Annotated in this window: 22 protein-coding genes; 13 read left to right on the forward strand and 9 right to left on the reverse strand. The window is 73.1% G+C overall.

Features of this window, described 5'->3' with window-relative positions:
- The first annotated feature begins 24 nt into the window (after window positions 1–24).
- The 3 genes from ACH5AO_RS17135 (at window position 25) to ACH5AO_RS17145 (ending at window position 3,466) form a co-directional block, all read left to right on the forward strand.
- Window positions 25–837: an SAM-dependent methyltransferase gene (locus tag ACH5AO_RS17135; protein WP_398925328.1), complete on the forward strand. Its 813-nt coding sequence runs from the start codon at window positions 25–27 to the stop codon at window positions 835–837.
- Window positions 834–2,975: a putative bifunctional diguanylate cyclase/phosphodiesterase gene (locus ACH5AO_RS17140; RefSeq protein WP_398925330.1), complete on the forward strand. Its 2,142-nt coding sequence runs from the start codon at window positions 834–836 to the stop codon at window positions 2,973–2,975. The genes ACH5AO_RS17135 and ACH5AO_RS17140 overlap by 4 nt, the downstream gene beginning before the upstream one ends.
- Before the next feature lie 170 nt (window positions 2,976–3,145).
- A complete protein-coding gene (locus ACH5AO_RS17145; protein WP_398925797.1) occupies window positions 3,146–3,466 on the forward strand; it encodes a DUF4440 domain-containing protein in 321 nt (106 codons plus the stop codon).
- A 133-nt stretch (window positions 3,467–3,599) separates the two neighbouring features.
- On the opposite strand, the gene ACH5AO_RS17150 is transcribed toward ACH5AO_RS17145, so the two are convergent.
- Window positions 3,600–4,484: a LysR family transcriptional regulator gene (locus ACH5AO_RS17150; protein WP_398925332.1), complete on the reverse strand. Its 885-nt coding sequence runs from the start codon at window positions 4,482–4,484 to the stop codon at window positions 3,600–3,602.
- A gap of 120 nt (window positions 4,485–4,604) precedes the next feature.
- On the opposite strand from ACH5AO_RS17150, the gene ACH5AO_RS17155 reads away from it, so the two are divergent.
- The 6 genes from ACH5AO_RS17155 to ACH5AO_RS17180 all read left to right on the forward strand — a co-directional run bounded on the left by ACH5AO_RS17155 (window position 4,605) and on the right by ACH5AO_RS17180 (window position 10,854).
- Complete coding sequence (locus ACH5AO_RS17155; RefSeq protein ID WP_398925334.1) at window positions 4,605–5,276, forward strand: succinate dehydrogenase; 672 nt, start codon at window positions 4,605–4,607, stop codon at window positions 5,274–5,276.
- 2 nt (window positions 5,277–5,278) lie between these two features.
- A complete protein-coding gene (locus ACH5AO_RS17160) occupies window positions 5,279–7,228 on the forward strand; it encodes a fumarate reductase/succinate dehydrogenase flavoprotein subunit (RefSeq protein WP_398925337.1) in 1,950 nt (649 codons plus the stop codon).
- Window positions 7,225–7,974: a succinate dehydrogenase/fumarate reductase iron-sulfur subunit gene (locus tag ACH5AO_RS17165; protein ID WP_398925339.1), complete on the forward strand. Its 750-nt coding sequence runs from the start codon at window positions 7,225–7,227 to the stop codon at window positions 7,972–7,974. The genes ACH5AO_RS17160 and ACH5AO_RS17165 overlap by 4 nt, the downstream gene beginning before the upstream one ends.
- 282 nt (window positions 7,975–8,256) lie before the next feature.
- Window positions 8,257–9,027 (forward strand): GNAT family N-acetyltransferase, encoded by a 771-nt coding sequence (locus tag ACH5AO_RS17170; RefSeq protein WP_398925341.1) that lies wholly within the window; start codon window positions 8,257–8,259, stop codon window positions 9,025–9,027.
- Window positions 9,027–9,827 (forward strand): lysophospholipid acyltransferase family protein, encoded by an 801-nt coding sequence (locus ACH5AO_RS17175; protein WP_398925343.1) that lies wholly within the window; start codon window positions 9,027–9,029, stop codon window positions 9,825–9,827. The genes ACH5AO_RS17170 and ACH5AO_RS17175 overlap by 1 nt, the downstream gene beginning before the upstream one ends.
- A 103-nt stretch (window positions 9,828–9,930) precedes the next feature.
- Entirely contained in the window at window positions 9,931–10,854 is a 924-nt protein-coding gene (locus ACH5AO_RS17180) for a DUF2382 domain-containing protein (protein ID WP_398925345.1), read from the forward strand.
- A 29-nt stretch (window positions 10,855–10,883) separates the two neighbouring features.
- Here the strand turns inward: ACH5AO_RS17180 and ACH5AO_RS17185 are convergent, their stop codons facing one another.
- Window positions 10,884–11,906: an LLM class flavin-dependent oxidoreductase gene (locus ACH5AO_RS17185; protein WP_398925347.1), complete on the reverse strand. Its 1,023-nt coding sequence runs from the start codon at window positions 11,904–11,906 to the stop codon at window positions 10,884–10,886.
- Between the two features lie 61 nt (window positions 11,907–11,967).
- On the opposite strand from ACH5AO_RS17185, the gene ACH5AO_RS17190 reads away from it, so the two are divergent.
- On the forward strand, window positions 11,968–12,459 hold the full coding sequence (locus tag ACH5AO_RS17190) for a hypothetical protein (RefSeq protein ID WP_398925349.1): 492 nt from the start codon (window positions 11,968–11,970) through the stop codon (window positions 12,457–12,459).
- A 24-nt stretch (window positions 12,460–12,483) separates the two neighbouring features.
- Here ACH5AO_RS17190 and ACH5AO_RS17195 read toward each other — a convergent pair whose 3' ends face one another.
- On the reverse strand, window positions 12,484–12,699 hold the full coding sequence (locus ACH5AO_RS17195) for a dodecin (protein ID WP_398925351.1): 216 nt from the start codon (window positions 12,697–12,699) through the stop codon (window positions 12,484–12,486).
- Window positions 12,700–12,885: 186 nt separating this feature from the next.
- Here ACH5AO_RS17195 and ACH5AO_RS17200 point away from each other — a divergent pair, with 186 nt between their 5' ends.
- Window positions 12,886–14,136, forward strand: coding sequence for an extracellular solute-binding protein (locus ACH5AO_RS17200; protein WP_398925353.1), 1,251 nt, complete (start codon window positions 12,886–12,888; stop codon window positions 14,134–14,136).
- 28 nt (window positions 14,137–14,164) lie between these two features.
- Here the strand turns inward: ACH5AO_RS17200 and egtD are convergent, their stop codons facing one another.
- The 4 genes from egtD to egtA are packed head-to-tail and all read right to left on the reverse strand — an operon-like array spanning window position 14,165 to window position 18,562.
- On the reverse strand, window positions 14,165–15,127 hold the full coding sequence (gene egtD / locus ACH5AO_RS17205) for an L-histidine N(alpha)-methyltransferase (protein WP_398925355.1): 963 nt from the start codon (window positions 15,125–15,127) through the stop codon (window positions 14,165–14,167).
- Entirely contained in the window at window positions 15,124–15,927 is an 804-nt protein-coding gene (gene egtC, locus ACH5AO_RS17210) for an ergothioneine biosynthesis protein EgtC (RefSeq protein WP_398925357.1), read from the reverse strand. Before egtC ends, egtD begins: the two co-directional genes overlap by 4 nt.
- Window positions 15,927–17,243 (reverse strand): ergothioneine biosynthesis protein EgtB, encoded by a 1,317-nt coding sequence (gene egtB / locus ACH5AO_RS17215; protein WP_398925359.1) that lies wholly within the window; start codon window positions 17,241–17,243, stop codon window positions 15,927–15,929. The genes egtC and egtB overlap by 1 nt, the downstream gene beginning before the upstream one ends.
- Window positions 17,240–18,562 carry an ergothioneine biosynthesis glutamate--cysteine ligase EgtA gene (gene egtA / locus ACH5AO_RS17220; protein ID WP_398925361.1) on the reverse strand — a complete coding sequence of 441 codons (1,323 nt, stop codon included), beginning with the start codon at window positions 18,560–18,562 and terminating at the stop codon, window positions 17,240–17,242. The genes egtB and egtA overlap by 4 nt, the downstream gene beginning before the upstream one ends.
- A 242-nt stretch (window positions 18,563–18,804) precedes the next feature.
- Here egtA and ACH5AO_RS17225 point away from each other — a divergent pair, with 242 nt between their 5' ends.
- Window positions 18,805–19,665 (forward strand): TIGR02452 family protein, encoded by an 861-nt coding sequence (locus ACH5AO_RS17225; protein ID WP_398925362.1) that lies wholly within the window; start codon window positions 18,805–18,807, stop codon window positions 19,663–19,665.
- On the opposite strand, the gene ACH5AO_RS17230 is transcribed toward ACH5AO_RS17225, so the two are convergent.
- Both ACH5AO_RS17230 and ACH5AO_RS17235 read right to left on the reverse strand, forming a co-directional pair.
- Window positions 19,619–20,065: a type II toxin-antitoxin system PemK/MazF family toxin gene (locus ACH5AO_RS17230; protein WP_398925364.1), complete on the reverse strand. Its 447-nt coding sequence runs from the start codon at window positions 20,063–20,065 to the stop codon at window positions 19,619–19,621. The genes ACH5AO_RS17225 and ACH5AO_RS17230 overlap by 47 nt on opposite strands.
- A gap of 126 nt (window positions 20,066–20,191) precedes the next feature.
- Window positions 20,192–20,614 (reverse strand): pyridoxamine 5'-phosphate oxidase family protein, encoded by a 423-nt coding sequence (locus tag ACH5AO_RS17235; RefSeq protein WP_398925367.1) that lies wholly within the window; start codon window positions 20,612–20,614, stop codon window positions 20,192–20,194.
- A 178-nt stretch (window positions 20,615–20,792) separates the two neighbouring features.
- Here ACH5AO_RS17235 and ACH5AO_RS17240 point away from each other — a divergent pair, with 178 nt between their 5' ends.
- The gene (locus ACH5AO_RS17240; protein WP_398925369.1) at window positions 20,793–21,329 is read left to right on the forward strand and encodes a cysteine hydrolase family protein; all 537 of its coding nucleotides are present in this window, start codon (window positions 20,793–20,795) and stop codon (window positions 21,327–21,329) included.
- Window positions 21,330–21,342 lie beyond the last annotated feature (13 nt).

Here is a 21,342-nt window from a genome sequence, read left to right on the forward strand (position 1 = left end):
ATCGTCTACGTCTTGGAGAGCCGCATGGAGCGTCCCGCCTGGGCCCCTCGGAGCATCGACATATCGGTGCCCAGCGTCTCCCGGATGTACGACTACTACCTGGGCGGCTCGCACAACTTCGAGGTCGACCGGGAAGCGGCCCGCAGGGCCATGGAGTTCATGCCGGGCCTGCCCAAGATCATGCAGGCGAATCGTGCCTTCATGCGGCGGGCGGTGCGTTTCGCGGCCGGTGAGGGCATCACCCAGTTCCTGGACATCGGTTCCGGCATCCCGACGTTCGGCAACGTCCACGAGGTGGCGCAGGCGGCCGTGCCGGACGCCCGCGTGATGTACGTCGACCACGACCCGGTGGCCGTGGCACACAGCCAGGCCGTTCTGGAGGGCAACGAGGGCGCGGGCGTCGTCGCCGCGGACCTCCGCAAGCCGCGGGAGATCATCGACAGCCCCGAAGTGCTGCGGTTGATCGACCTGAATCGGCCAGTGGCGCTCCTCCTCGTTGCCATACTGCACTTCGTGGAAGACGCGGACGACCCGTACGCGGCGGTGGCCGAACTGAGCCAGGCCCTCGCGCCCGGCAGCATGCTCGTGCTCACCCACGCCTCGTACGAGGGAATCCCGCTGCCGGCGGAGCGGGCCGAGGGGGCGGTGGACGTGTACCAGGACATTCGCAATCCGCTGATCATGCGCACGCGCGACGAGATCGCGCGGTTCTTCGAGGGGTACGACATGGTGGAACCCGGACTGGTGCCGATGCCGCGGTGGCGACCGGACACCGCACCGGAGGACGAGGATCCCTACGCGTTCTCCGGTTTCGCGGGCGTGGGGCGTACGGCGTGAGCGCGGAGCCGGACGGGCCGGAGGACAGACTGCGCCGGTTCGCGACGATCTGGAGCCGGGCGGTCTTCCCGGTGACCTCGACGTCGTCGACCCGCCCGGAGTTCGAGGAGCGCCTGCTGCCGGTGGCCCGGCTGCTGAGCGAGGCGCTGCGGGCCCGGTCGTTCGACGCGGACGCGGGCCGGACGGCCGGGGCCGCGCTGGTGGAGGCGCACTGCACCGACCCGGAGGCGCTCAGCCGGACCCTGGACTGCGTGGACGCCTATCTGGTCCTGTACTGCGGCGAGGGCGGCGACCGGGAGGACCTGCGGGCGCGCTCCGCGAGGCTCCAGCACGCCATGGCCGCCGGGTTCGCGCAGGCACTGCGGGAGCGGACGCTGGCCGAGCAGGAGGCCGTCGCGCGGGCCGCGCTGGAGGCCCAGGGCGTGGTGGCGCAGGCGCTGCACGCCACCGAGGCCCGGTTCCGCGCGGTGTTCGAGGGCGCGGCCATAGGGATCGGCATCGCCGACCTGGAGGGCAACATCCTCCAGGTCAACGGCGCGCTGCGGCGCATGTTCGGCCTGTCCGAGCAGGCGCTGCGCAGCCGCAAGGTCCAGGAGTGGGTCCACCCCGACGACGCCCCGCAGACCTGGCGGCTCTACGACGAGCTGGTGAGCGGCGAGCGCGAGCACTACCACCTCGAAAAGGCGTTCTACCGCCCGGACGGAACGGTCCTGTGGACCAATCTGACGGTGTCCCTGCTGCGTGACGCCGACGGCGACCCGCAGTACCAGCTCGCCCTCATGGAGGACACCACCGAGCGGCGGCTGCTCAACCTCCGGCTGCGGTACGAGGCCACCCACGACGCGCTCACCGGGCTGCCCAACCGGGCGTTCTTCTTCGAGCGGCTGGAGAAGGCGCTCGGCGCCGGCGAGGGCCAGCGGTTCGGGCTGTGCTACCTCGACCTGGACGGCTTCAAGACCGTCAACGACAGCCTCGGGCACGCGGCCGGCGACCGGCTGCTCGTCGAGGTCGCCGACCGGCTGCAGGCCTGCGCCACCGCGTCCGGCGAGATGGTGGCCCGGCTCGGCGGCGACGAGTTCGTGGCACTGACCACCGGCCCCGACACCGAGCGGACCGTCGACGAGCTCGCCGCCCGCATCATGAACGCGCTGCTCGCCCCGATCAGCGTGGACGGCCGGGAGCTGACCGTGCGCGGCAGCATCGGCGTCGTCGAGGGACCGGCCGGGGAACGCAGCGCGGCGGAGGTGCTGCGCAGCGCCGACATCACCATGTACCGGGCCAAGTCGGCGGGCGGCAACCGGTTCGAGCTCGCCGACCCGGAGGCCGACGCCCGCGCCATCACCCGGCACGGGCTCACCACGGCGCTGCCGACGGCCCTGGACCGGGGCGAGTTCTTCATCGAGTACCAGCCGCTGGTGCACCTCGGCGACGGCAGTGTGCGGGGCGCGGAGGCACTGGTGCGCTGGCTGCACCCGCAGCACGGGGTGCTGTCCCCGGACCGGTTCATCCCGCTCGCCGAGCACACCGGGCTGATCGTTCCGCTGGGCCGCTGGGTGCTGGAGCAGTCGGTGCGCCAGGCCCGCGAGTGGCGGGACCGGCACGGGGGCGAGGCGCTCGGCCCGCTGCGCATCAACGTGAACCTGTCGCCCTGCCAGCTCACGCATCCCGGGCTGGTCCAGGACACGGTGGAGATCCTGGAGCGCGCGGGGATGACGCCGGACGCGCTGTGCCTGGAGGTGACCGAGTCGGCGCTGATCGGCGCGGACGACGACCTGCTGAAGCCGCTGCGCCGGCTGGCGGAGATGGGCGTCGACATCGCCCTGGACGACTTCGGCACCGGCTACTCCAACCTGGCCAACCTGCGCCGGCTCCCGGTGAGCGTCCTGAAGCTGGACCGTTCCTTCACCCAGAGCATGCAGCGGTTCCCGGCCGACCCCGTCGACCTGAAGATCGTCGAGGGGATCGTCTCCCTGGCCCACAGCCTCGACCTCGCGGTCACGGTGGAGGGCGTGGAGACGGGGGCGCAGGCCGAACAGCTCCGCGTCCTCGGCTGCGACACGGCCCAGGGCTGGTACTACGCCCGCCCGGGCCCGCCGGAACGGCTCCACGAGCTGGCCCTGGCGGATGCCACGGGCTAGCCGCCCAGTGGCTCGGGGGTGCGGGTCGTACGGTGGCTGTGGACCGGCCGCGGCTTGTCGCGCAGTTCCCCGCGCCCGGGGGGAAGCTCTCACGGACGGGGGAGGACCGGGCGGGGACGGACCGGGAGAGGGATCCGGTGAGGGCGGCGACCGAGGGGGAGCTGCGGCTCATGGATCCGGCCGTGCGCTCCTCGCGTGCCGAGGTGGCGCGTCTGCCGGACCCGGAGTTCACCGAGGCGGGTGCCTCGGGCCGACGCCACACGTACGAGGAGATGCTCGCCGAGCCGCGCGACCACCCGGGCGGCTCGGCGGGCGGCCCGGTGCACGAACCGTCGGAGATCACCGGCGTCCTCCTCGCACCCGGCCTGGTCCACCTCACGTACGAGACCCGCTTCGACGGACACCGGGCCCGCCGCAGCTCCCTCTGGCGCAAGCACGACGACCGGACGGGTCGGCGCATGTACTACCACCAGGGCACCCCGGTCCCCTGAGGGGGGCGCGGGACTGTGTCGACATGCGGCTCCGCAGCGTGGGCCCGAAGGGGGTAGGGCCATAGGGGCGCGGGGAACCGCGCAACGGGGGCCGGGGGCGGGAAGGGGCGGCGGGGCGAGGCTCCCGCCCGCGTCAGCGTTCCAGCAGCATCCGCTGCAGCTCCCGCGCGGCCCGGGGCGGGGCCACGTCGCTGCGGTGGGCCAGGGCGATGGCCCGGTGCAGGCCCGGGCGGGCCAGCGGGGTGACGCGCAGTCCGTGGCCGGAGCGGGCCGCCACCATCCGCGGCACCACCGCCACCCCGAGCCCCGCCCGTACGAAGCCCAGTACCGCGTCCATCTCCCCGCCCTCCACCGCGAACTCCGGCTCGAACCCCTCCGCCCGGCACGCCGCCACCGTCAGCTCCCGCAGGTCGTACCCGTGCCGGAACATCACCAGCCGTTCGCCCTCCAGGTCGGCGATGCGCACGGTGCGCCGGCCCCGTCCCGGACGCGGGGCGTCCGGGGAGGAGACGACCACCAGGTCCTCGCGCAGCAGCTCCACCGTGGTCAGCGCGGGGGAGGGGGTCGGCAGCGGCAGGACCACCAGGGCGAGGTCGAGGGCCCCGCGGGCCAGCTCCCGCACCAGGTCGTGCGAGCCGCCCTCCTCGACCAGCAGCCGGACGCCCGGGTAGCGGTCGTGGAAGGCGCGCAGCACGTCCGGCAGCAGTCCGGTGCACAGGCTCGGCGTCGCCCCCAGCCGCACCCGCCCGCTGCGCAGCTGCGCCACCTCCTGTACCTCGTGCCGGGCGGTGTCCGCGTCGGCGAGGATCCGCCGGGCCAGCGGCAGCAGCGCCTCGCCCGCGTCGGTCAGCGTGATGTTCCCGCGCGCCCGCCGGAACAGGTCCGCACCCAGCTCCCGCTCCAGCGCCTTGATCTGCTGCGACAGCGACGGCTGCGCGACGTGGACCAGCTCCGCGGCCCGGGTGAAGTGCCGGGTCTCGGCGACGGCCACGAAGTACTGGAGCTGCTGGAACTGCACGCACCCAGCATAGGCTCTCCCTATCGAAACGAGCCGGACCATGTCTTGGACCGATGAGGCCCTCCGGCCCTAGCGTCTGGTGACATGGCTCTGGCAACGCGGACGGACCGACGGCCGTCCATGGCACGCACCGTGTGGGACTCGACCGTCGGCAAGAAGACAGTGATGGCGGTCAGCGGCCTGATCATGCTGCTGTACCTGGTCGCCCACATGATCGGGAACCTGAAGATCTTCTTCGGGGCCGGCGAGTTCAACCACTACGCCCACTGGCTGCGCACCGTCGGCGAACCGTTCATGCACTACGAGTGGACGCTGTGGCTGATCCGCGTCGTCCTCGTCGTCGCCGTGATCGCCCACGCCGTCTCCGCCTACCAGCTCAGCCGCCGCGACATCAAGGCACGCCCCAGCAAGTACGTGCACAAGAAGCCGCGGGCGAGCTACGCCACGCGCACCATGCGCTGGGGCGGCGTCATCCTCGCCCTGTTCATCGTCTGGCACCTCCTCGACCTGACCACCGGCACCGTGCACTCCGGCGGCTTCGAGACCGGCAAGCCCTACCAGAACATCGTGGACACCTTCTCCACCTGGTACGGCAACGTCATCTACATCGTCGCGATGCTCGCCGTCGGACTGCACGTCCGGCACGGCTTCTGGAGCGCCGCCCAGACCCTCGGCGTCGGCAGCCGCACCCGCGACCGCGCCCTCAAGACCACCGCCAATGCCCTCGCACTGCTGCTCACGGCCGGCTTCATCGCCGTACCCGTGGGCGTCATGACCGGAGTGGTGAGCTGACCATGACCTCCTACACCGCGTACACGACCGGCGAACCGGTCGCCGACACCAAGGCCCCCGCCGGCCCGGTCCACGAGCGCTGGGACAAGCGCCGCTTCGAGGCCAAGCTGGTCAACCCCGCCAACCGGCGCGGCAAGACCGTCATCGTCGTCGGCACCGGCCTCGCCGGCGGCTCCGCCGGCGCCACCCTGGCCGAACAGGGCTACCACGTCGTCCAGTTCTGCTACCAGGACTCCCCGCGCCGCGCCCACTCCATCGCCGCGCAGGGAGGCATCAACGCGGCGAAGAACTACCGCAACGACGGCGACTCCGTCCACCGCCTGTTCTACGACACCGTCAAGGGCGGCGACTTCCGCTCCCGCGAGTCCAACGTCCACCGCCTCGCACAGATCTCCGTCGAGATCATCGACCAGTGTGTCGCCCAGGGCGTGCCCTTCGCCCGCGAGTACGGCGGACTGCTCGACACCCGCTCCTTCGGCGGCGTCCAGGTCTCCCGCACCTTCTACGCCCGCGGCCAGACGGGCCAGCAGCTCCTCCTCGGCGCCTACCAGGCGCTCAGCCGGCAGATCGCCGCCGGGAACGTCGAGATGCACCCGCGCACCGAGATGCTCGACCTGATCGTCGTCGACGGCCGGGCCCGCGGCATCGTCGCCCGGGACCTGATCACCGGGAAGATCGACACGTACTTCGCGGACGCCGTCGTCCTCGCCAGCGGCGGCTACGGCAACGTCTTCTACCTGTCGACGAACGCCATGAACTCCAACGCCACCGCCATCTGGCGGGCGCACCGGCGCGGCGCGTACTTCGCCAACCCCTGCTTCACGCAGATCCACCCCACCTGCATCCCGCGCACCGGCGACCATCAGTCCAAGCTGACGCTGATGAGCGAGTCGCTGCGCAACGACGGCCGCATCTGGGTGCCCAAGGCCAAGGGCGACACCCGCCCGCCCGCGCGGATCCCCGAGGACGAGCGCGACTACTACCTGGAGCGCATCTACCCCTCCTTCGGCAACCTCGTCCCCCGTGACATCGCCTCCCGCGCCGCGAAGAACGTCTGCGACGAGGGCAGGGGAGTGGGCCCCGGCGGCCAGGGCGTCTACCTCGACTTCGCCGACGCCATCCAGCGGATGGGACGCAAGGCCGTCGAGGCCAAGTACGGCAACCTCTTCGACATGTACCAGCGGATCACCGACGAGGATCCGTACGAGGTGCCCATGCGGATCTACCCCGCCGTGCACTACACGATGGGCGGACTGTGGGTCGACTACGACCTCCAGACCACGATCCCGGGCCTGTTCGCGATCGGTGAGGCCAACTTCTCCGACCACGGCGCCAACCGCCTCGGCGCCTCCGCGCTGATGCAGGGCCTGGCCGACGGCTACTTCGTCCTCCCGGCCACCGTCAACGACTACCTGGCCCGCAACCCGCACCAGGACGAGGTCACCGACGAACACCCCGCGGTACGGGAGGTGCTGGCCGAGACCCGGGACCGGATCGACCTGCTGCTGTCCGTCGACGGCGACCGCACCCCCGACTCCTTCCACCGCGAGGTCGGCGAACTCATGTGGGAGTTCTGCGGCATGGCCCGCACCGACTCCGGACTGCGCAAGGCCCTCGAACGCATCCCGCAGATCCGCGAGGAGTTCTGGCGGCGCATCAAGGTCCCCGGCACCGGCGAGGAGTTCAACCAGTCGCTGGAGAAGGCCAACCGCATCGTCGACTACCTGGAGCTCGCCGAGCTGATGTGCCTCGACGCGCTGCACCGCTCCGAGTCCTGCGGCGGCCACTTCCGCGAGGAGTCGCAGACCCCCGACGGCGAGGCCGCGCGCCGGGACGAGGAGTTCTCCTACGCCGCCGCCTGGGAGTTCACCGGCACCGGCGAGGCTCCCGTCCTGCACAAGGAAGACCTGGTCTTCGAGTACGTCCACCCCACCCAGCGGAGCTACGCATGAAGCTCAACCTGCGCGTCTGGCGGCAGAAGAACGCCGACGCCGACGGCGCCATGTTCACGTACGAGGTGGACGGCATCTCACCCGACATGTCCTTCCTGGAGATGCTCGACACCCTCAACGAGGAGCTCATCCTCAAGGGCGAGGACCCGGTCGCCTTCGACCACGACTGCCGCGAGGGCATCTGCGGGGCCTGCTCGCTCGTCATCAACGGCGACGCCCACGGTCCCGAGCGCACCACCACCTGCCAGCTGCACATGCGGTCCTTCAAGGACGGCGACACCATCGACGTCGAGCCGTGGCGGGCGTCCGCCTTCCCGGTCGTGAAGGACCTGGTGGTCGACCGTTCCGCCTTCGACCGGATCATCCAGGCCGGCGGCTACATCACGGCGCCGACCGGCTCCGCTCCCGAGGCCCACGCGACGCCCGTGCCGAAGCCGGACGCGGACCTCGCCTTCGAGCACGCGGAGTGCATCGGGTGCGGGGCGTGCGTGGCGGCCTGCCCCAACGGCGCGGCGATGCTCTTCACCTCCGCGAAGATCAACCACCTGAACGTGCTGCCGCAGGGGGCGCCCGAGCGGGAGACGCGGGTGCTGGACATGGTGGCGCAGATGGACGAGGAGGGGTTCGGGGGGTGCACCCTGGCCGGGGAGTGCGCGACCGCCTGCCCGAAGGGGATCCCGCTGACCTCCATCACGGGGATGAACAAGGAATGGCTGCGGGCCACGCGCAAGGCGGGCAAGCGGTAGCGCTGCGCGGCGGCGGGCCGTCCGCGGCCGGGCGCGCCCGCGCGGCGGAGCCGCACATCGACACAGCCCCGCGCCCGTTTAGGGCGCCGCACTGAACGTTCGCCGAAAGGTGCGGACGGGCGGGGCCGGGAGAGGTGCTCCTCCCGGCCCCGTCTCGCTTTCCGCTCCGGTCATTCAGCATCTCCACATCCGCGCTCCCGGCTCCGGACACGTACACGCCAACCCCGGTCGGGAGAACAGGGGTGTCCCCGCCCCGCTCCGGCGCGTGATCAGGAGAGAGCCATGACCGGCGTGCTGACCGTCGACCACCCCCCGAAGCCCACCGCCCCCACCCGCTACACCGTCACCCTCGCCCGCGACGAGGAGGACGTGCGCGCCGCCCAGCGGCTGCGGTACGACGTCTTCGCGGGGGAGATGGGCGCCCTGCTGACCACTCCGCAGCCGGGACTGGACGTCGACCCCTTCGACGCCTACTGCGACCACCTGCTCGTGCGCGAGGAGGCCGGCGGCCAGGTCGTCGGCACCTACCGGCTGCTGCCGCCGGAGCGCGCCGGGATCGCCGGGCGGCTGTACGCGGAGGGCGAGTTCGACCTGTCGGGGCTCGACGCGATACGGCCGTCCCTCGTCGAGGTCGGCCGCTCCTGCGTGCACCCCGACCACCGCGACGGCGCGGTCATCGGACTCATCTGGGCCGGCATCGCCCGCTACATGACCGACCGCGGTCACGCCTGGCTGGCCGGCTGCTGCTCCGTCCCGCTGGCCGACGGGGGCGCGCTCGCCTCCGCCGCCTGGGACCGGGTGCGGGCGGGGCACCTCGCACCCGAGGAGTACCGGGTGCGCCCGCTGCTGCCCTGGGTGCCGGGCACCCCGGCACCCGCCGCGCCCTCCGAGCTGCCGGCCCTGCTGCGCGGCTACCTCCGGCTCGGCGCCTGGGTCTGCGGCGAGCCCGCACACGACGTGGACTTCGGTGTCGCCGACCTCTACGTGCTGCTGCCGATGAACCGGGTCAACCCCCGCTACCTGCGGCACTTCCTCTCCCTCGTCCCCGCCTGATGAGCGTCTGGCTGCCGAGCGCGCCCTGCACTCCGCGGGGCTGCGTGGAGCCGACGGCGTCCGCGGCGGCCGTGCCGCCGGCGGTGCTGCGGCTGGCGGCGGTGGGCCTGCTGGTCCTCGCCGGGATCGCGCTGCTCCCGCTCGGGCGGTGGATCCCGGACGGCGTGGTGCGCCGGTGGTGCCGGTGGATCGTACGGGCCGCCGGGGTCCGGGTCCGTATCGCCGGGGCCACCGTGCCCACGGGCGGACTGCTGCTCGTCGCCAACCACATCTCCTGGCTGGACGTGCCGCTGCTCGCGGCGGTCCGTCCGGCCAGGATGCTGGCCAAGGCGGAGGTGCGGCGCTGGCCCGTGGCGGGGGCGCTGGCGGCGCGCGGCGGCGTGCTGTTCATCGACCGTGACCGGCTGCGCGCCCTGCCGGACACGGTCGCCGCGCTCGCCGGGGTCCTGCGCGGCGGCGCGGCGGTCGCGGCGTTCCCGGAGGGCAGCACCTGGTGCGGCCTGGCCCGGGGGCACTTCCGCCGCGCGGTCTTCCAGGCGGCGCTGGACGCCCGGGTCCCGGTGCAGCCGGTGCGCATCAGCTACCGGAACGCGTGCGGAACCCCGGCCACCGCACCGGCCTTCGTCGGTGACGACACGCTCCTCGCCTCGCTGTGGCGCGTGGCGTCGGCCCGCGGCGTGGTCGCCGAGGTCGAGGTGCGGGCCCCCATCCGGCCGGGGGGTCACGTCGACCGCCGCGCCCTGGCGCACGCGGCGCAGCCGGAGGCGGCGGCGGGACACCAGGGAGGCCACCACGCGTGAGCACTGTGGAAAATTAAGTACTCTTTGACGCTTTTATTCAGTTTTTAGTGGGTAATCCGGGAGACCCAGTGAGGGGCGACCTTCGAAAGGAGGGTGATGGAAGATGATCACCCGCGAAGAGATCTCGATCCTGCTGGATCATCCGGTGTACGACGGGGACGGGAACAAGGTCGGCGACGCGAAGCACGTCTTCCTCGACGACGCGAGCGGGCGCCCCGAGTGGGTGACCGTCAAGACAGGCATGTTCGGCTCCAGTGAATCGTTCATCCCCATCCGTGACGCCGCCCTGGTGAAGGACCACCTCGAGGTCCCCTACCGCAAGGACAAGATCAAGGGCGCGCCCAGCGTCGACATCGACGCGGGCGGCCACCTGTCGGTGGACGAGGAGCACCGTCTGTACGACTACTACGGCATCGACTGGGACTCCGTGCTGACCGATCCCGGCGAACGCGACCGGTCCCCCGGCATGGGCACGACCGGTACGGCGGGAGCGGCCGGTACGGCGGGAGCGGCGGGAGCCGCCGGAGCGGCGGGCGCGGCAGGGACCGCGGGCGCCGCGGGAACCGCAGGCACCACGGGCCGCCGGAGCGAGGCCCGGACCCGGGGACCCGGCGACGACGCCATGACCCGTTCCGAGGAGCGGATGCACGTCGGCGTCGAGCGGCATGAGGCCGGACGGGCCAGGCTGCGCAAGTACGTGGTCACGGAGGAGGTCCAGCAGACCGTGCCGGTGCGCCACGAGGAGGTCCGCGTGGAGCGCGAGCCGATCACGGACGCCAACCGCGGCGAGGCCATGTCGGGTCCGGCCTTCAAGGAGGACGAGCACGAGGTCACGCTGTACGAGGAGCGCCCGGTCGTGGAGACCGAGGCGGTGCCGGTCGAGCGGGTCCGGATGACCACGGAGGAGAAGACCGCTGACGAGACCGTCCGCGGCCGGGTCCGCAAGGAGCGCATCGAGGCCGAGACGGAGATGGACGAGGAGTCCGGCCGCCGTGGCCGTGACGTCCCCAAGCGAGGCCGCGAGTAGTCCACACCCCTTGGCGCGCCGGTCCCGTCTCACCGGCGCGTCGCCGTGCCGCCGTCCAGCCCGGCGATCGCGGCGAGCCGCCGGTAGGAGTCCAGCAGCGCCTCCCGGTCGTGGGTGCTGGTGGTGACGAGCACCTCCTGCGCGCCCGTCTCCTCCAGGACCTCCTCCAGCCGGTGCGCCACCTCGTCCTCGGTGCCGGCCAACTGGCCGCTGAGCCCCGACTCGTAGAAGCCGCGCTCCTTGGCGCTCAGGGAGAGCGCCTCGACGCGCTCGGCGGGCGGCAGCGGCGGAAAGCTGCCGTGGGTCCGGGAGTACGCCATCGACCAGGCCTCCGGGACCAGCAGCCGGCGGGCCTCCTCGGGGGTACCGGCCACCGCGACCGTGCCGGAGACGACCACGTACGGCTCGCTCGCCCACGGAGAAGGGCGGAACCGGTCGCGGTAGTGATCGATGCCGCGCCGCATCCTGTCCCGGTCGCGGAGGTCGCCGATGACCATCGGCAGGCCCGCGCGGGCCGCGATCGTGGCGCCCTCGCCCATGGCGAGCACGAACGGCGGCACGGTCAGACCCTCGGCGGGCCGCGCGTGCACCCCGGTGGGAGAGGTGCCCCGGAACCAGCCGAGCAGCTCGTCGAGCTGGGCCGCGAAGTCCTCCGCGTCGTCCTTGCCGCGCCCCAGCGCCCTGCGCACCCCGTCGGTGAAGCCGACCGACCGGCCCAGACCCATGTCGACGCGGCCCGGGAACAGCGATTCCAGCACCCCGAACTGCTCGGCCACCACCAGGGGCCGGTGGTTGGGCAGCATCACCCCGCCGGTGCCGACGCGGATGGTCCGGGTCGCCCCGGCGACGGCGGCGGCCAGCACGGTCGGCGCCGAACCGGCGACCCCCGGCACCCCGTGGTGTTCGGCGACCCAGAACCGGTGGTAGCCGAGCCGCTCCACCTCCCGCGCCAGGCCGACGGTGTCCCGCAGCGCCTCGGGGCCGGTGTGTCCTTCGCGGATGCGGGATCGGTCGAGGACGGAGAAGCGGGTCGAGCGGATCACGGAACTCATACCGGGTTCAACACCCGGGGGCCCTCAGGATTCCGCACACCCCGCGCCTAGGCTGGGCGGCGTGACCCACCGCCACGAGCGGCCGCTGGCCGTGTTCGACCTCGACAACACCCTCGCCGACACGGCGCACCGGCAGCACTTCCTGGAGCGCGGGCCGCGCGACTGGGACGCCTTCTTCGCCGCCGCGCCGCACGACCCCCCGCTCGCCGAGGGCGTCGCACTGGTCCACGAGAGCGCGCGGGAGTGCGAGATCGTCTACCTCACCGGACGCCCCGAGCGCTGCCGGCGCGACACGCTGGACTGGCTCGCCGCCCAGGGGCTGCCCGAGGGGGACGTGCACATGCGCGGCAACGCCGACCGCCGGCCGGCCCGCCACACCAAGCTGGCGGTCCTGCGCCGCCTCGCCCGCACCCGGGACGTCCGCGTGCTCGTGGACGACGACGAGCTGGTCTGCCAGGACGCCCGGCGGGCCGGTTTCACCGTCGTCCTCGCCCGCTGGACGGCCCCCTCCGGGGAGCTGAGGGACGCGCAGGAGCGGGAAGGGCGCACCTGAGCGGCGGCCCGGCCCCGTCCCGGCTCAGTCCGCCTCCTCCAGCCGGAAGCCGACCTTCAGCCCCACCTGCCAGTGCGCGACCTGCCCGTCCTCGATCTGGCCGCGCACCTGGGTCACCTCGAACCAGTCCAGCTTGCGCAGGGTCCGCGAGGCGCGTTCGATGCCGTTGCGTACGGCCTGGTCGACGCCGTCGGGCGAGGTGCCGACGATCTCCGTGACCCGGTAGGTGTGATTCGACATGCGACTGCTCCTCTCGCCTCCTTCCACCGTGCCCCACTCCCCGGCGGAGCGCGAGGCGTCGGCCCCGTCCGCGGGACGGCCTTGACCTACGCATTGGTCCATACCAAGATGCTGGGCACCCGCCCGAGCTCCGCTCGCCCCCCACGCCGGGCCCCGCCCTGTCCGTCAGACAGAAACAGGACCCCCGTGAAACGCCGTCTGCTCGCCCTCGTCTGTGTCTCCGCCTCCCTGCTCAGCGGCTGTGGATTGATGCCCGGCGACACCGAACGGAGCACGGTCACCGTCTGGTTGATGCGGCACAGCGCCTCGCAGGAGTACCTGGACCGCTTCACCGAGGAGTTCGAGCGCGAACACCCCGGACTCGGCCTCGACATCCGCGTCCAGGAGTGGACCGGCATCGGCGAGAAGGTGCAGAAGGCACTGGCGGCGGACGAGGAGGACGGCCCCGACGTCATCGAGGTCGGCAACACCCAGGTCGCCACGTACGCGGAGGGCGACGGACTGCTCGACCTCACCCTGGAGTCCATGCGCGACTGGGGCCGCGACGACTGGCTGCCCGGCCTCGCCGAACCCGGCCGGTGGGGCTCCCAGCAGTACGGCATCCCCTGGTACGCGGCCAACCGCGTCGTCATCTACCGCAAGGACCTCTTCCGGCGGGCCGGCGTCACCGCCCCGCCGAAGACCCGCGACGAGTGGCTCACCCTCACCGAGAAGCTCGACACCGGCGGCAACCAGGGCGTCTACCTCGCCGGACAGGACTGGTACACCCTCGCCGGGTTCATCTGGGAGGAGGGCGGAGACCTCGCCGAGGAACGGGACGGCGTCTGGCGGGGCGCGCTGGACAGCCCGGAGGCGCTGCGCGGCATGGACTTCTACCGCCGGCTCCAGGCCCTCGGCGACGGACCGGCCGACGCCGACGAGGAACACCCGCCGCAGGCCGACGTGTTCGCCGAGGGCAAGGTCGCCCAGATCGTGGCCGTACCGGGGCTGGCGAGCTCCATCCTCAAGCAGAACCCGGAACTCAAAGGGGAGCTGGGCTACTTCCCCGTGCCCGGCAGGGCCGCCGGCAAGCCCGGCGCCGTCTTCACCGGCGGCTCCGACCTCGTGGTCCCGGCCAAGACCGACATCAGGGAGGGCGCCGTCGAGGTCGTCGCCGCGCTCACCGGCGCCCGGTGGAACACCGACCTGGCCCGCACGATGAACTACGTCCCCAACAAGGCCGCGCTCGCCGAGTCGGTGGCGGGGGAGGAGGGGGTCGCCGCCATGGCGGCCGGAGCCGCACGGGGCCGGGCGACCCCCGGCACACCCCGGTGGGCCGCGGTCGAGGCGGACAACCCGATCAAGGAGTACATGACCGAGGTGCTCACCGGGGCCGACCCGGCCACCGAGGCCGGGCGTGCCGCGCGCCGCATCACCGAGGCCCTGGCCTTCGACTAGGGCGACGCGCGGCCCGGCGGCGCTCCCGTCAGCGCGCGACGCTCAGCGACAGCGCGAACCTCCCCTCCTCGTCCGTCCACCACCGGGCCGGCTCCAGCCCGGCGGCCGACAGTTCCCCGCGCACTCCGTCCCGGCGGAACTTCGCCGACACCTCGGTGCGCAGCTCCTCGCCCGCCGCGAAGTCCACGGCGAGTCCCAGGGAGGGGATCTTCACCGTCTGCGTGGTACGGGAGCGCAGCCGCATCTCGATCCACTCGTGTCCGGCGTCCCACAGCGCCACATGGTCGAAGGCGTCCGGGTCGAAGTCGGCGCCCAGCTCCCGGTTGATGACGGCCAGGACGTTCTTGTTGAACGCGGCCGTCACACCGGCCGCGTCGTCGTACGCCCGGACCAGCGCCTTCTCGTCCTTCACCAGGTCCGTGCCCAGCAGCAGGGCGTCGCCCGGGGCGAGCAGGGCGCGGACGGAGGCGAGGAACGCGGCGCGCTCGGCCGGCAGCAGGTTGCCGATGGTGCCGCCGAGGAACGCCACCAGCCGCGGACCCGGCGTGTCGGGCAGGGCCGGCAGGGCGGTGAAGTCGGCGACCAGCGCGTGCACGTCCAGCTCCGGTCGCTCGGCGGCCAGCGCCCGCCCGGCCAGGGTGAGGGCGCTCTCGCTGACGTCGACGGGGACGTAGGCGCGCAGCCCGGTCAGGGCGTCGATCAGGTGCCGCGTCTTCTCCGAGGAGCCGGAGCCCAGTTCGACCAGGGTGCGGGCGCCGGACGCCGCGGCGATCTCACCGGCGCGGGCGCGCAGGATCTCGCGTTCGGCGCGGGTCGGGTAGTACTCGGGCAGCTCGGTGATCTCCTCGAAGAGTTCGCTGCCCCGGGCGTCGTAGAACCACTTGGGCGGCAGCGTCCTGGGGCTGCCGGTCAGGCCCTCGCGGACGTCGGCGCGCAGGGCGGCGTCGGTGGCGTCCTCGGGCAGGGTGCGGGTGAGGCGGAACGGACTCACGTGAGGGGCTCCCTCGAAGGTGCGGGTGCGCCGGCGGACGGCAGGGCGTCGCCGGGCTCCTTGAGCGGGGTCAGCAGGACGTCCGTACGGCTCGCCGCGAGCAGCGTGCGGTCGGGGATCTCGCGCCAGTGCGGATCGTCGTCGTAGGGCTCGGAGGCCACGACGGTTCCGCCACCGGCCCGGGTGAGGTACCACAGCGTGTCGCCCCAGGCGGTCGCCGTGACGGTGTCGCCATTGGTGAGCAGCAGGTTGAGCCGGGCCCCGGGGGCCGCCGCGGCGACCTCCAGGACCGTGTCGGCCAGCGCCTGCCCCTCCTCGTCACCGGCCCGCAGCCGGGCCAGCACCAGCGCCCACACGAACGCGGAGTCGTTGCGGGCCTCCAGCGACAGCACGTCCTCGGCGGACAGGGACGCCACCAGCGGCGCGAGCGACCCCGGCCAGCCCGGCACCGCCCCGTTGTGGCTGAACAGCCAGGTCTCGGCCGTGAACGGCGCCGCCGCGGCCTCCGCGTCCGCGCCCGACAGGGTCGCGTCCCGTACGGCCGCGAGCAGCGCCCGGGTCCGTACGACACGGGCGAGGTCCGCGAACGACAGGTCCGCCCACACCGGTCCGGCCCGCCGGTACCGGGCCGGCACCGGATCGCCCTGCGCGTACCAGCCCACGCCGAAGCCGTCGGCGTTGACCGTGCCGTACCGCTGCCGCCGGGGCGCCCAGGACTGCCGGTACAGCCCGTGCGGCGGTCTCACGAGCAGCTCGCCCAGCGGCTCCGCGGGCCCCACGTACGCCACGTGACGGCACATCAGACGTCCTCCGAGCGCGCCGTGCGGAACCCGGAGAAGATCTGCCGCCGGATCGGCAGGTCCCAGTTGCGGAACGTCCCCCGGCAGGCCACCGGGTCCACGGCGAACGAACCGCCGCGCAGCACCTTGTACTCCGGCCCGAAGAACACCTCCGAGTACTCCTTGTACGGGAACGCCCTGAACCCCGGGTACGGCAGGAAGTCGCTCGCCGTCCACTCCCACACGTCGCCGATCAACTGCCGCACGCCCAGCGGCGACTCACCGGCCGGGTAGCTCCCGGCGGGTGCCGGACGCAGGTGCCGCTGGCCGAGGTTGGCGTGCTCGGGTCCGGGGTCGGCGTCGCCCCACGGGTAGCGCGTCGAGCGGTCGCCGGCCGGGTCGTGGCGGGCCGCCTTCTCCCACTCGGCCTCGGTGGGCAGCCGGCGCCCGGCCCAGCGGGCGTAGGCGTCGGCCTCGTACCAGCACACGTGCACAACCGGCTCGTCGGGCGGCACCACCTCGGTGACGCCGAACCGGCGCCGCAGCCACTGCCGTCCGTCCCGGCGCCAGAACAGCGGCGCGGTGAGGGAGTTGCGGCGGACGTGCGCCCAGCCGTCGGCCGTCCACCAGCGGGGCTCGTCGTAGCCGCCGTCCTCGATGAACGCCTGGTAGGCGGCGTTCGTCACCGGGGTGGTGTCGATGCGGAAGGGCGCCACCTCGCGCCGGTGCGCGGGCCGTTCGTTGTCCAGGGCCCACGGCTCGTCCGAGGTGCCCATGGTGAACGGGCCGCCCGGGACCAGGACTTCGGCCGGACCGGTGAACAGCGGCACCGGCTCCGGGTCCGGCGCGGTCAGCGCCCGAGGGCCCTTGCGGAGCTGGTGGGTGATGAGCATGGTCTCGTCGTGCTGCTGCTCGTGCTGCGCGATCATCCCGAAGGCGAAGCCCGCCTCCGTCAGCCGCGTCCCGCCGAACGCGGCCCTCTCCAGCACGTCCAGCGCCCGGCCGCGCACGTCGGCCGCGTACCGGCGGGCCTCCTCCGGCGGCAGCAGCGGCAGCTTCGGGCGTTCGGAGCGCGGGTGCTCGAAGGCGTCGTACAGGGTGTCGATCTCGGGCCGTATCGCCTCCTGCCCGGCGACGGCCCGCAGCAGCCACTGCTCCTCCTGGTTGCCGATGTGGGCGAGGTCCCACACCAGCGGCGACATCAGCGGCGAGTGCTGGGCGGTCAGGTCTGGTCCGTCGACACAACTGGTGAGCAGCGTGGTGCGGTCCCGTGCGGTGACCAGCGAGGCGACCGCGCGCTCGCGCAGGGCTTCGGCGTCGAGGGCGGGGTCGGTCATGAGGGGGTGTCCTTCCCGTGCGGGTGCGTGGGGCGGGGGCGCGTGCCGCGGGCCGTCGCCCGCAGCGCGTCGAGCGAGTCGTCGGCCGGACAGCGGCCCCGGGCGACGTACCGGTCCCGGTACGCCTCGACCGCGTCGACCACCTCGGTGCCGGCGCCGAGCCGGGGCAGGGCGCGCAGCGCCGCCGCGAAGCAGGCGGCGGCCACCTCGCGCAGCTCCGGGTCGGCCAGGCCGACGCGGGCCGCGTCCCGCCAGAGCGGATTGTGCGGCGCGGGCATGCCGTGGGTCCGCTCGGCCAGCGGCTTCACCGCCCGGTAGGCGGTCTCGGTGGCCTCCGGGTCGTCGAACAGCGCCGCGACCACGGCCAGCGGCACGATCCAGCCGTCGTCACCGGGCTGCGCGTCGATCATGCGCAGTTCCAGGTGGCCGCGCGGCCGCACCGGCGGGAACAGGGTCGTGACGTGGTAGTCGAGGTCGTCCCGGGCCGGAGGCCTGGGCATGCCGGACCTGGTCCACTCCCGGAAGGTGAGCCCGTCCGGCACGTGCCAGGGCCCGACGTCGTCCCGCACGCACATCACGGGCGAGTCCAGGACGTGCCGGGCCCAGGCGCCGCGCGGGTCGGCATCGAGGACGGGGCCGCCCGCCCGGCCGGTGCCGATCTGCGCCCAGCGCAGTTGCCGGGTGGACAGCCAGCCGGTCGGCCGGCCGGCGGCGAGCGGGGAGTTGGCGAACACGGCGACCAGGACCGCGCCCAGCTGGTGCGCCAGCCACCAGCGCCGTACATGGCCGAGCGGGCCGGGCTCCTCGTACCCGGCGTCCACGCACACCTGCACGGAGGCGGAGGTGCACATCATGGCCCGGCCGGCGGGGCCGGTGCGGTCGAGACAGGCCTCCATGGCGTCGTACCGCGGTTCGCGCAGGAACCGGCGGGGGGTGCGCCAGGGGTCGTGGCCGAGGCCGACGAGGACCAGACCGTCCTCGCGCAGGACCGCGCGGACGGCGTCGAGGTCGGCGGAGACGGTACCGACGCACTCCGTCAGGGAGGCGGCGGGCGGTGAACTCAGCTCCAGCTGGCCGCCGGGCTCGACGGTGAGCGCCGACCTCAGGGGCACGGTCCGCAGGGCGGCGTAGGCCGCTTCGAGTCGTTCGGGTGACACGGGGAGCCGCGGGTCCCGCAGCTCGTGGACGAGCCATTCCACCTCGACGCCGAGGAGGCGCGGTGGTCCGGTCTTGAAGCAGATGCCCCGTACCAGGGCCTCCACCTCGGCTTCCGTGACGGCGCTGCGCGGCTCGGGGCAGCCGCCCGGCGAATCGGACATGCAGGGATCCTCCTGAGATTCCGCCATGTCACCGGCCCGGAGCGGCAACGGTCCCGGCCGGCGTCAACCCGTCCACCCAAAACCTTCGTGCCGGCGGGCACAAGGGCGCCTGGCGGGGCGTTCCGGTTCCGTCATCCTTTCGTCCGGCCTGTTCCCGGGCGGTTCTCCGCCCGTTTCCCGGGTCTTCCGGGGAGGCGGAAACTCCGTTGCGGCGCCTCACCAGCATCGCTCAGGATGCCCGCATGAGCACGACGAGCGAGACCGAACGGATCGTGGCGGCCGGTGCCTACCGCGCGCCCGGCGGCCACGAGGTGTCCGTCGCGGCGGCGGTCGAGGCCGCGGCCCGCGGAACACGGACGTACGGGCCGCGGCCGGTCCCGGTCCCGGCGTTCCGTCCGGCCGGCACCCGGTTCGAGGTCACCGGCGAGAGCAGCCTGGAGGCCGCCCGGCGGCTCGCGGACGGCGTGGCCGTGCTGAACTTCGCCTCCGCCCGCAATCCGGGCGGCGGATACCTCAACGGCGCCCAGGCCCAGGAGGAGGCCCTGTGCCGCGCCTCCGCGCTGTACACCTGCCTGCTGCGGGCCCCGGGCTTCTACGACCACCACCGCGCCCACCGCGACCCGTTCTACACGGACCGCGTGATCCACTCACCCGCCGTGCCGGTCTTCCGCGACGACCGCGGACGCCTCCTGGACGAGCCGTTCACGGCGGGTTTCCTCACCTCGCCCGCGCCCAACGCGGGAGTGATCCTGCGCACGGCGCCGGAACGGGCGGACGAGGTGCCCCGCGCCCTGGCCGTACGGGCCGGGCGGGTCCTGGAGACCGCCGCCGCCCACGGCTACCGGCGGCTCGTGCTGGGCGCCTGGGGCTGCGGGGTGTTCCGCAACGACCCCGCCCAGGTGGCGGCGGCGTTCCGGTCGCACCTGGAGCCGGGCGGACGCTTCGCGGGCGCCTTCACGCACGTGGTGTTCGGCATCCTGGACCGCACCCGCGACGGCGCGGTCCGCGCCGCGTTCGAGCGGACCTTCGCGGACCTCCTGCCCGGACCGGGGGACGTCAGCTCCAGCCGTACCGCTCCCGCAGCCGCTGACGCACGAGGTTGAACCGCATCCGGTCCAGCGCGCACGCCTCCCGGCGCATGCCCTCCTCGTGCAGCCGCAGCACCCGGTCCACGTCGACCCACGAGTCGCGGCCCGACCGGTCCCACGGCCCGCTGCCGATCGGCACCCACTCCCGGTCGCCGTCGTGCCGCCTGCTCGACAACCGCACGGCGAGGAAGCTCCCGGCCGCCTCCCGGGCGACGACCAGCACCGGACGGTCCTTGCCCCGGCCGTCGTTCTCCTCGTAGGGCACCCAGGTCCAGACGATCTCCCCGGGGTCGGGGTCGCCGTCGTGCGCGGGCGAGTACTCGGTGCGCACCCGGCCCACCTCACGGGGCACGGCCTCGACGGTGGCGTAAGGGCCGTGGCGGCCCGGGGTGTTCTCAGGGCTGAAGGCGGTCACAGGCGTACCGTACGGCACCCCGGAAGACGCCTCGCACGGGGCCGGTCGCACCGGTGACGGCTCACCGCACACCGCGCACGGTGCCGGCGTCGTGCGGGTGTCCTCGGAGGCGAGGTGTCCACCGGTTCAGCCGGGCCCGGGCAGCCCCGTGAGCTCCCGGCCCGTGACCATCTCGGCCTCGATCCGGACGAACACCCCGTCGTGCATCGGCATCCACGAGCGGGGCCCGGTCCGCAGCAGGCGTTCGTGCTCGGCCTGGCCCGTCACCACGGCCGCCCGGCCCGTGACCACCACGCTCCAGCCGGACCGCCTCCCGGCGTCGAAGTCGTCGGCCTCGAAGGCGACCACGACGCCGTCCACCGCCCGCACCAGATCGGAGGCGGCGGAGGTGCACAGCACCACGGAGGAATCCGTGTCCAGGGAGAAGTTGACGGGCAGGACCGCGGGCAGCGCCCGCCGGGTGTAGACGACGCGACCGACCGGCACCTTGGCCAGCAGGCGCAGACACTCCTGGCGGTCCAACGGCCGGAAGCCATCGCTGTGGATCATTCCTCCATCGTCGACGGCGGACCCCCGCCGGACTAGGGCCGGACGGCCCTGATGACGATGCGGCGCCGGCGACGGATCCCCTGTGGGGCGGCTGTCGCACGTCTCCGCCGCCGGCCCTCACGGCCGTGCGCGCGAGCGGACATGTCTGAACCTCCTTCGAGGGTGGAACCCGGAGGACATGGGCAAGACCGCGCTGATCGTCATCGACATGATCAACACCTACGACCACGTGGACGCCGAGCGTCTGCTCCCGTCCGCCGAGTCGGTCGTACCGGTCGTCTCCACCCTGCTGGAACGGGCGCGGCGCCGGGACGTGCCGGTGATCTACGTCAACGACAACTTCGGCGAATGGCGCTCCCACCACGGCGAGCTGCTCGACAAGGCCCTGTCGGGACCGCACGCGCGCCTCGTGGAACCGCTGCTGCCGGACGACTCCTCCCTCTTCGTCGTCAAGGCACGGCACTCGGTCTTCTTCGAGACGCCCCTGGGCTACCTGCTCAACCAGCAGGGCATCGACCGGCTCGTGCTGTGCGGTCAGGTCACCGAGCAGTGCGTCCTGTACTCGTCGCTCGACGCGCACATCCGCCACTTCGACGTGACCGTCCCCCGCGACGCCGTCGCCCACATCCACGCCGACCTCGCCGACGCCGCCCTGCGGATGATGGAACGGAACATGGGAGCGCGGGTGTGCGACAGCGACGAACTGTGGAACTGACGCGCCGCGGACC

Origin of the sequence: Streptomyces sp. NPDC018964, from assembly GCF_044390325.1 — a bacterium.
GTDB lineage: Bacteria > Actinomycetota > Actinomycetes > Streptomycetales > Streptomycetaceae > Streptomyces.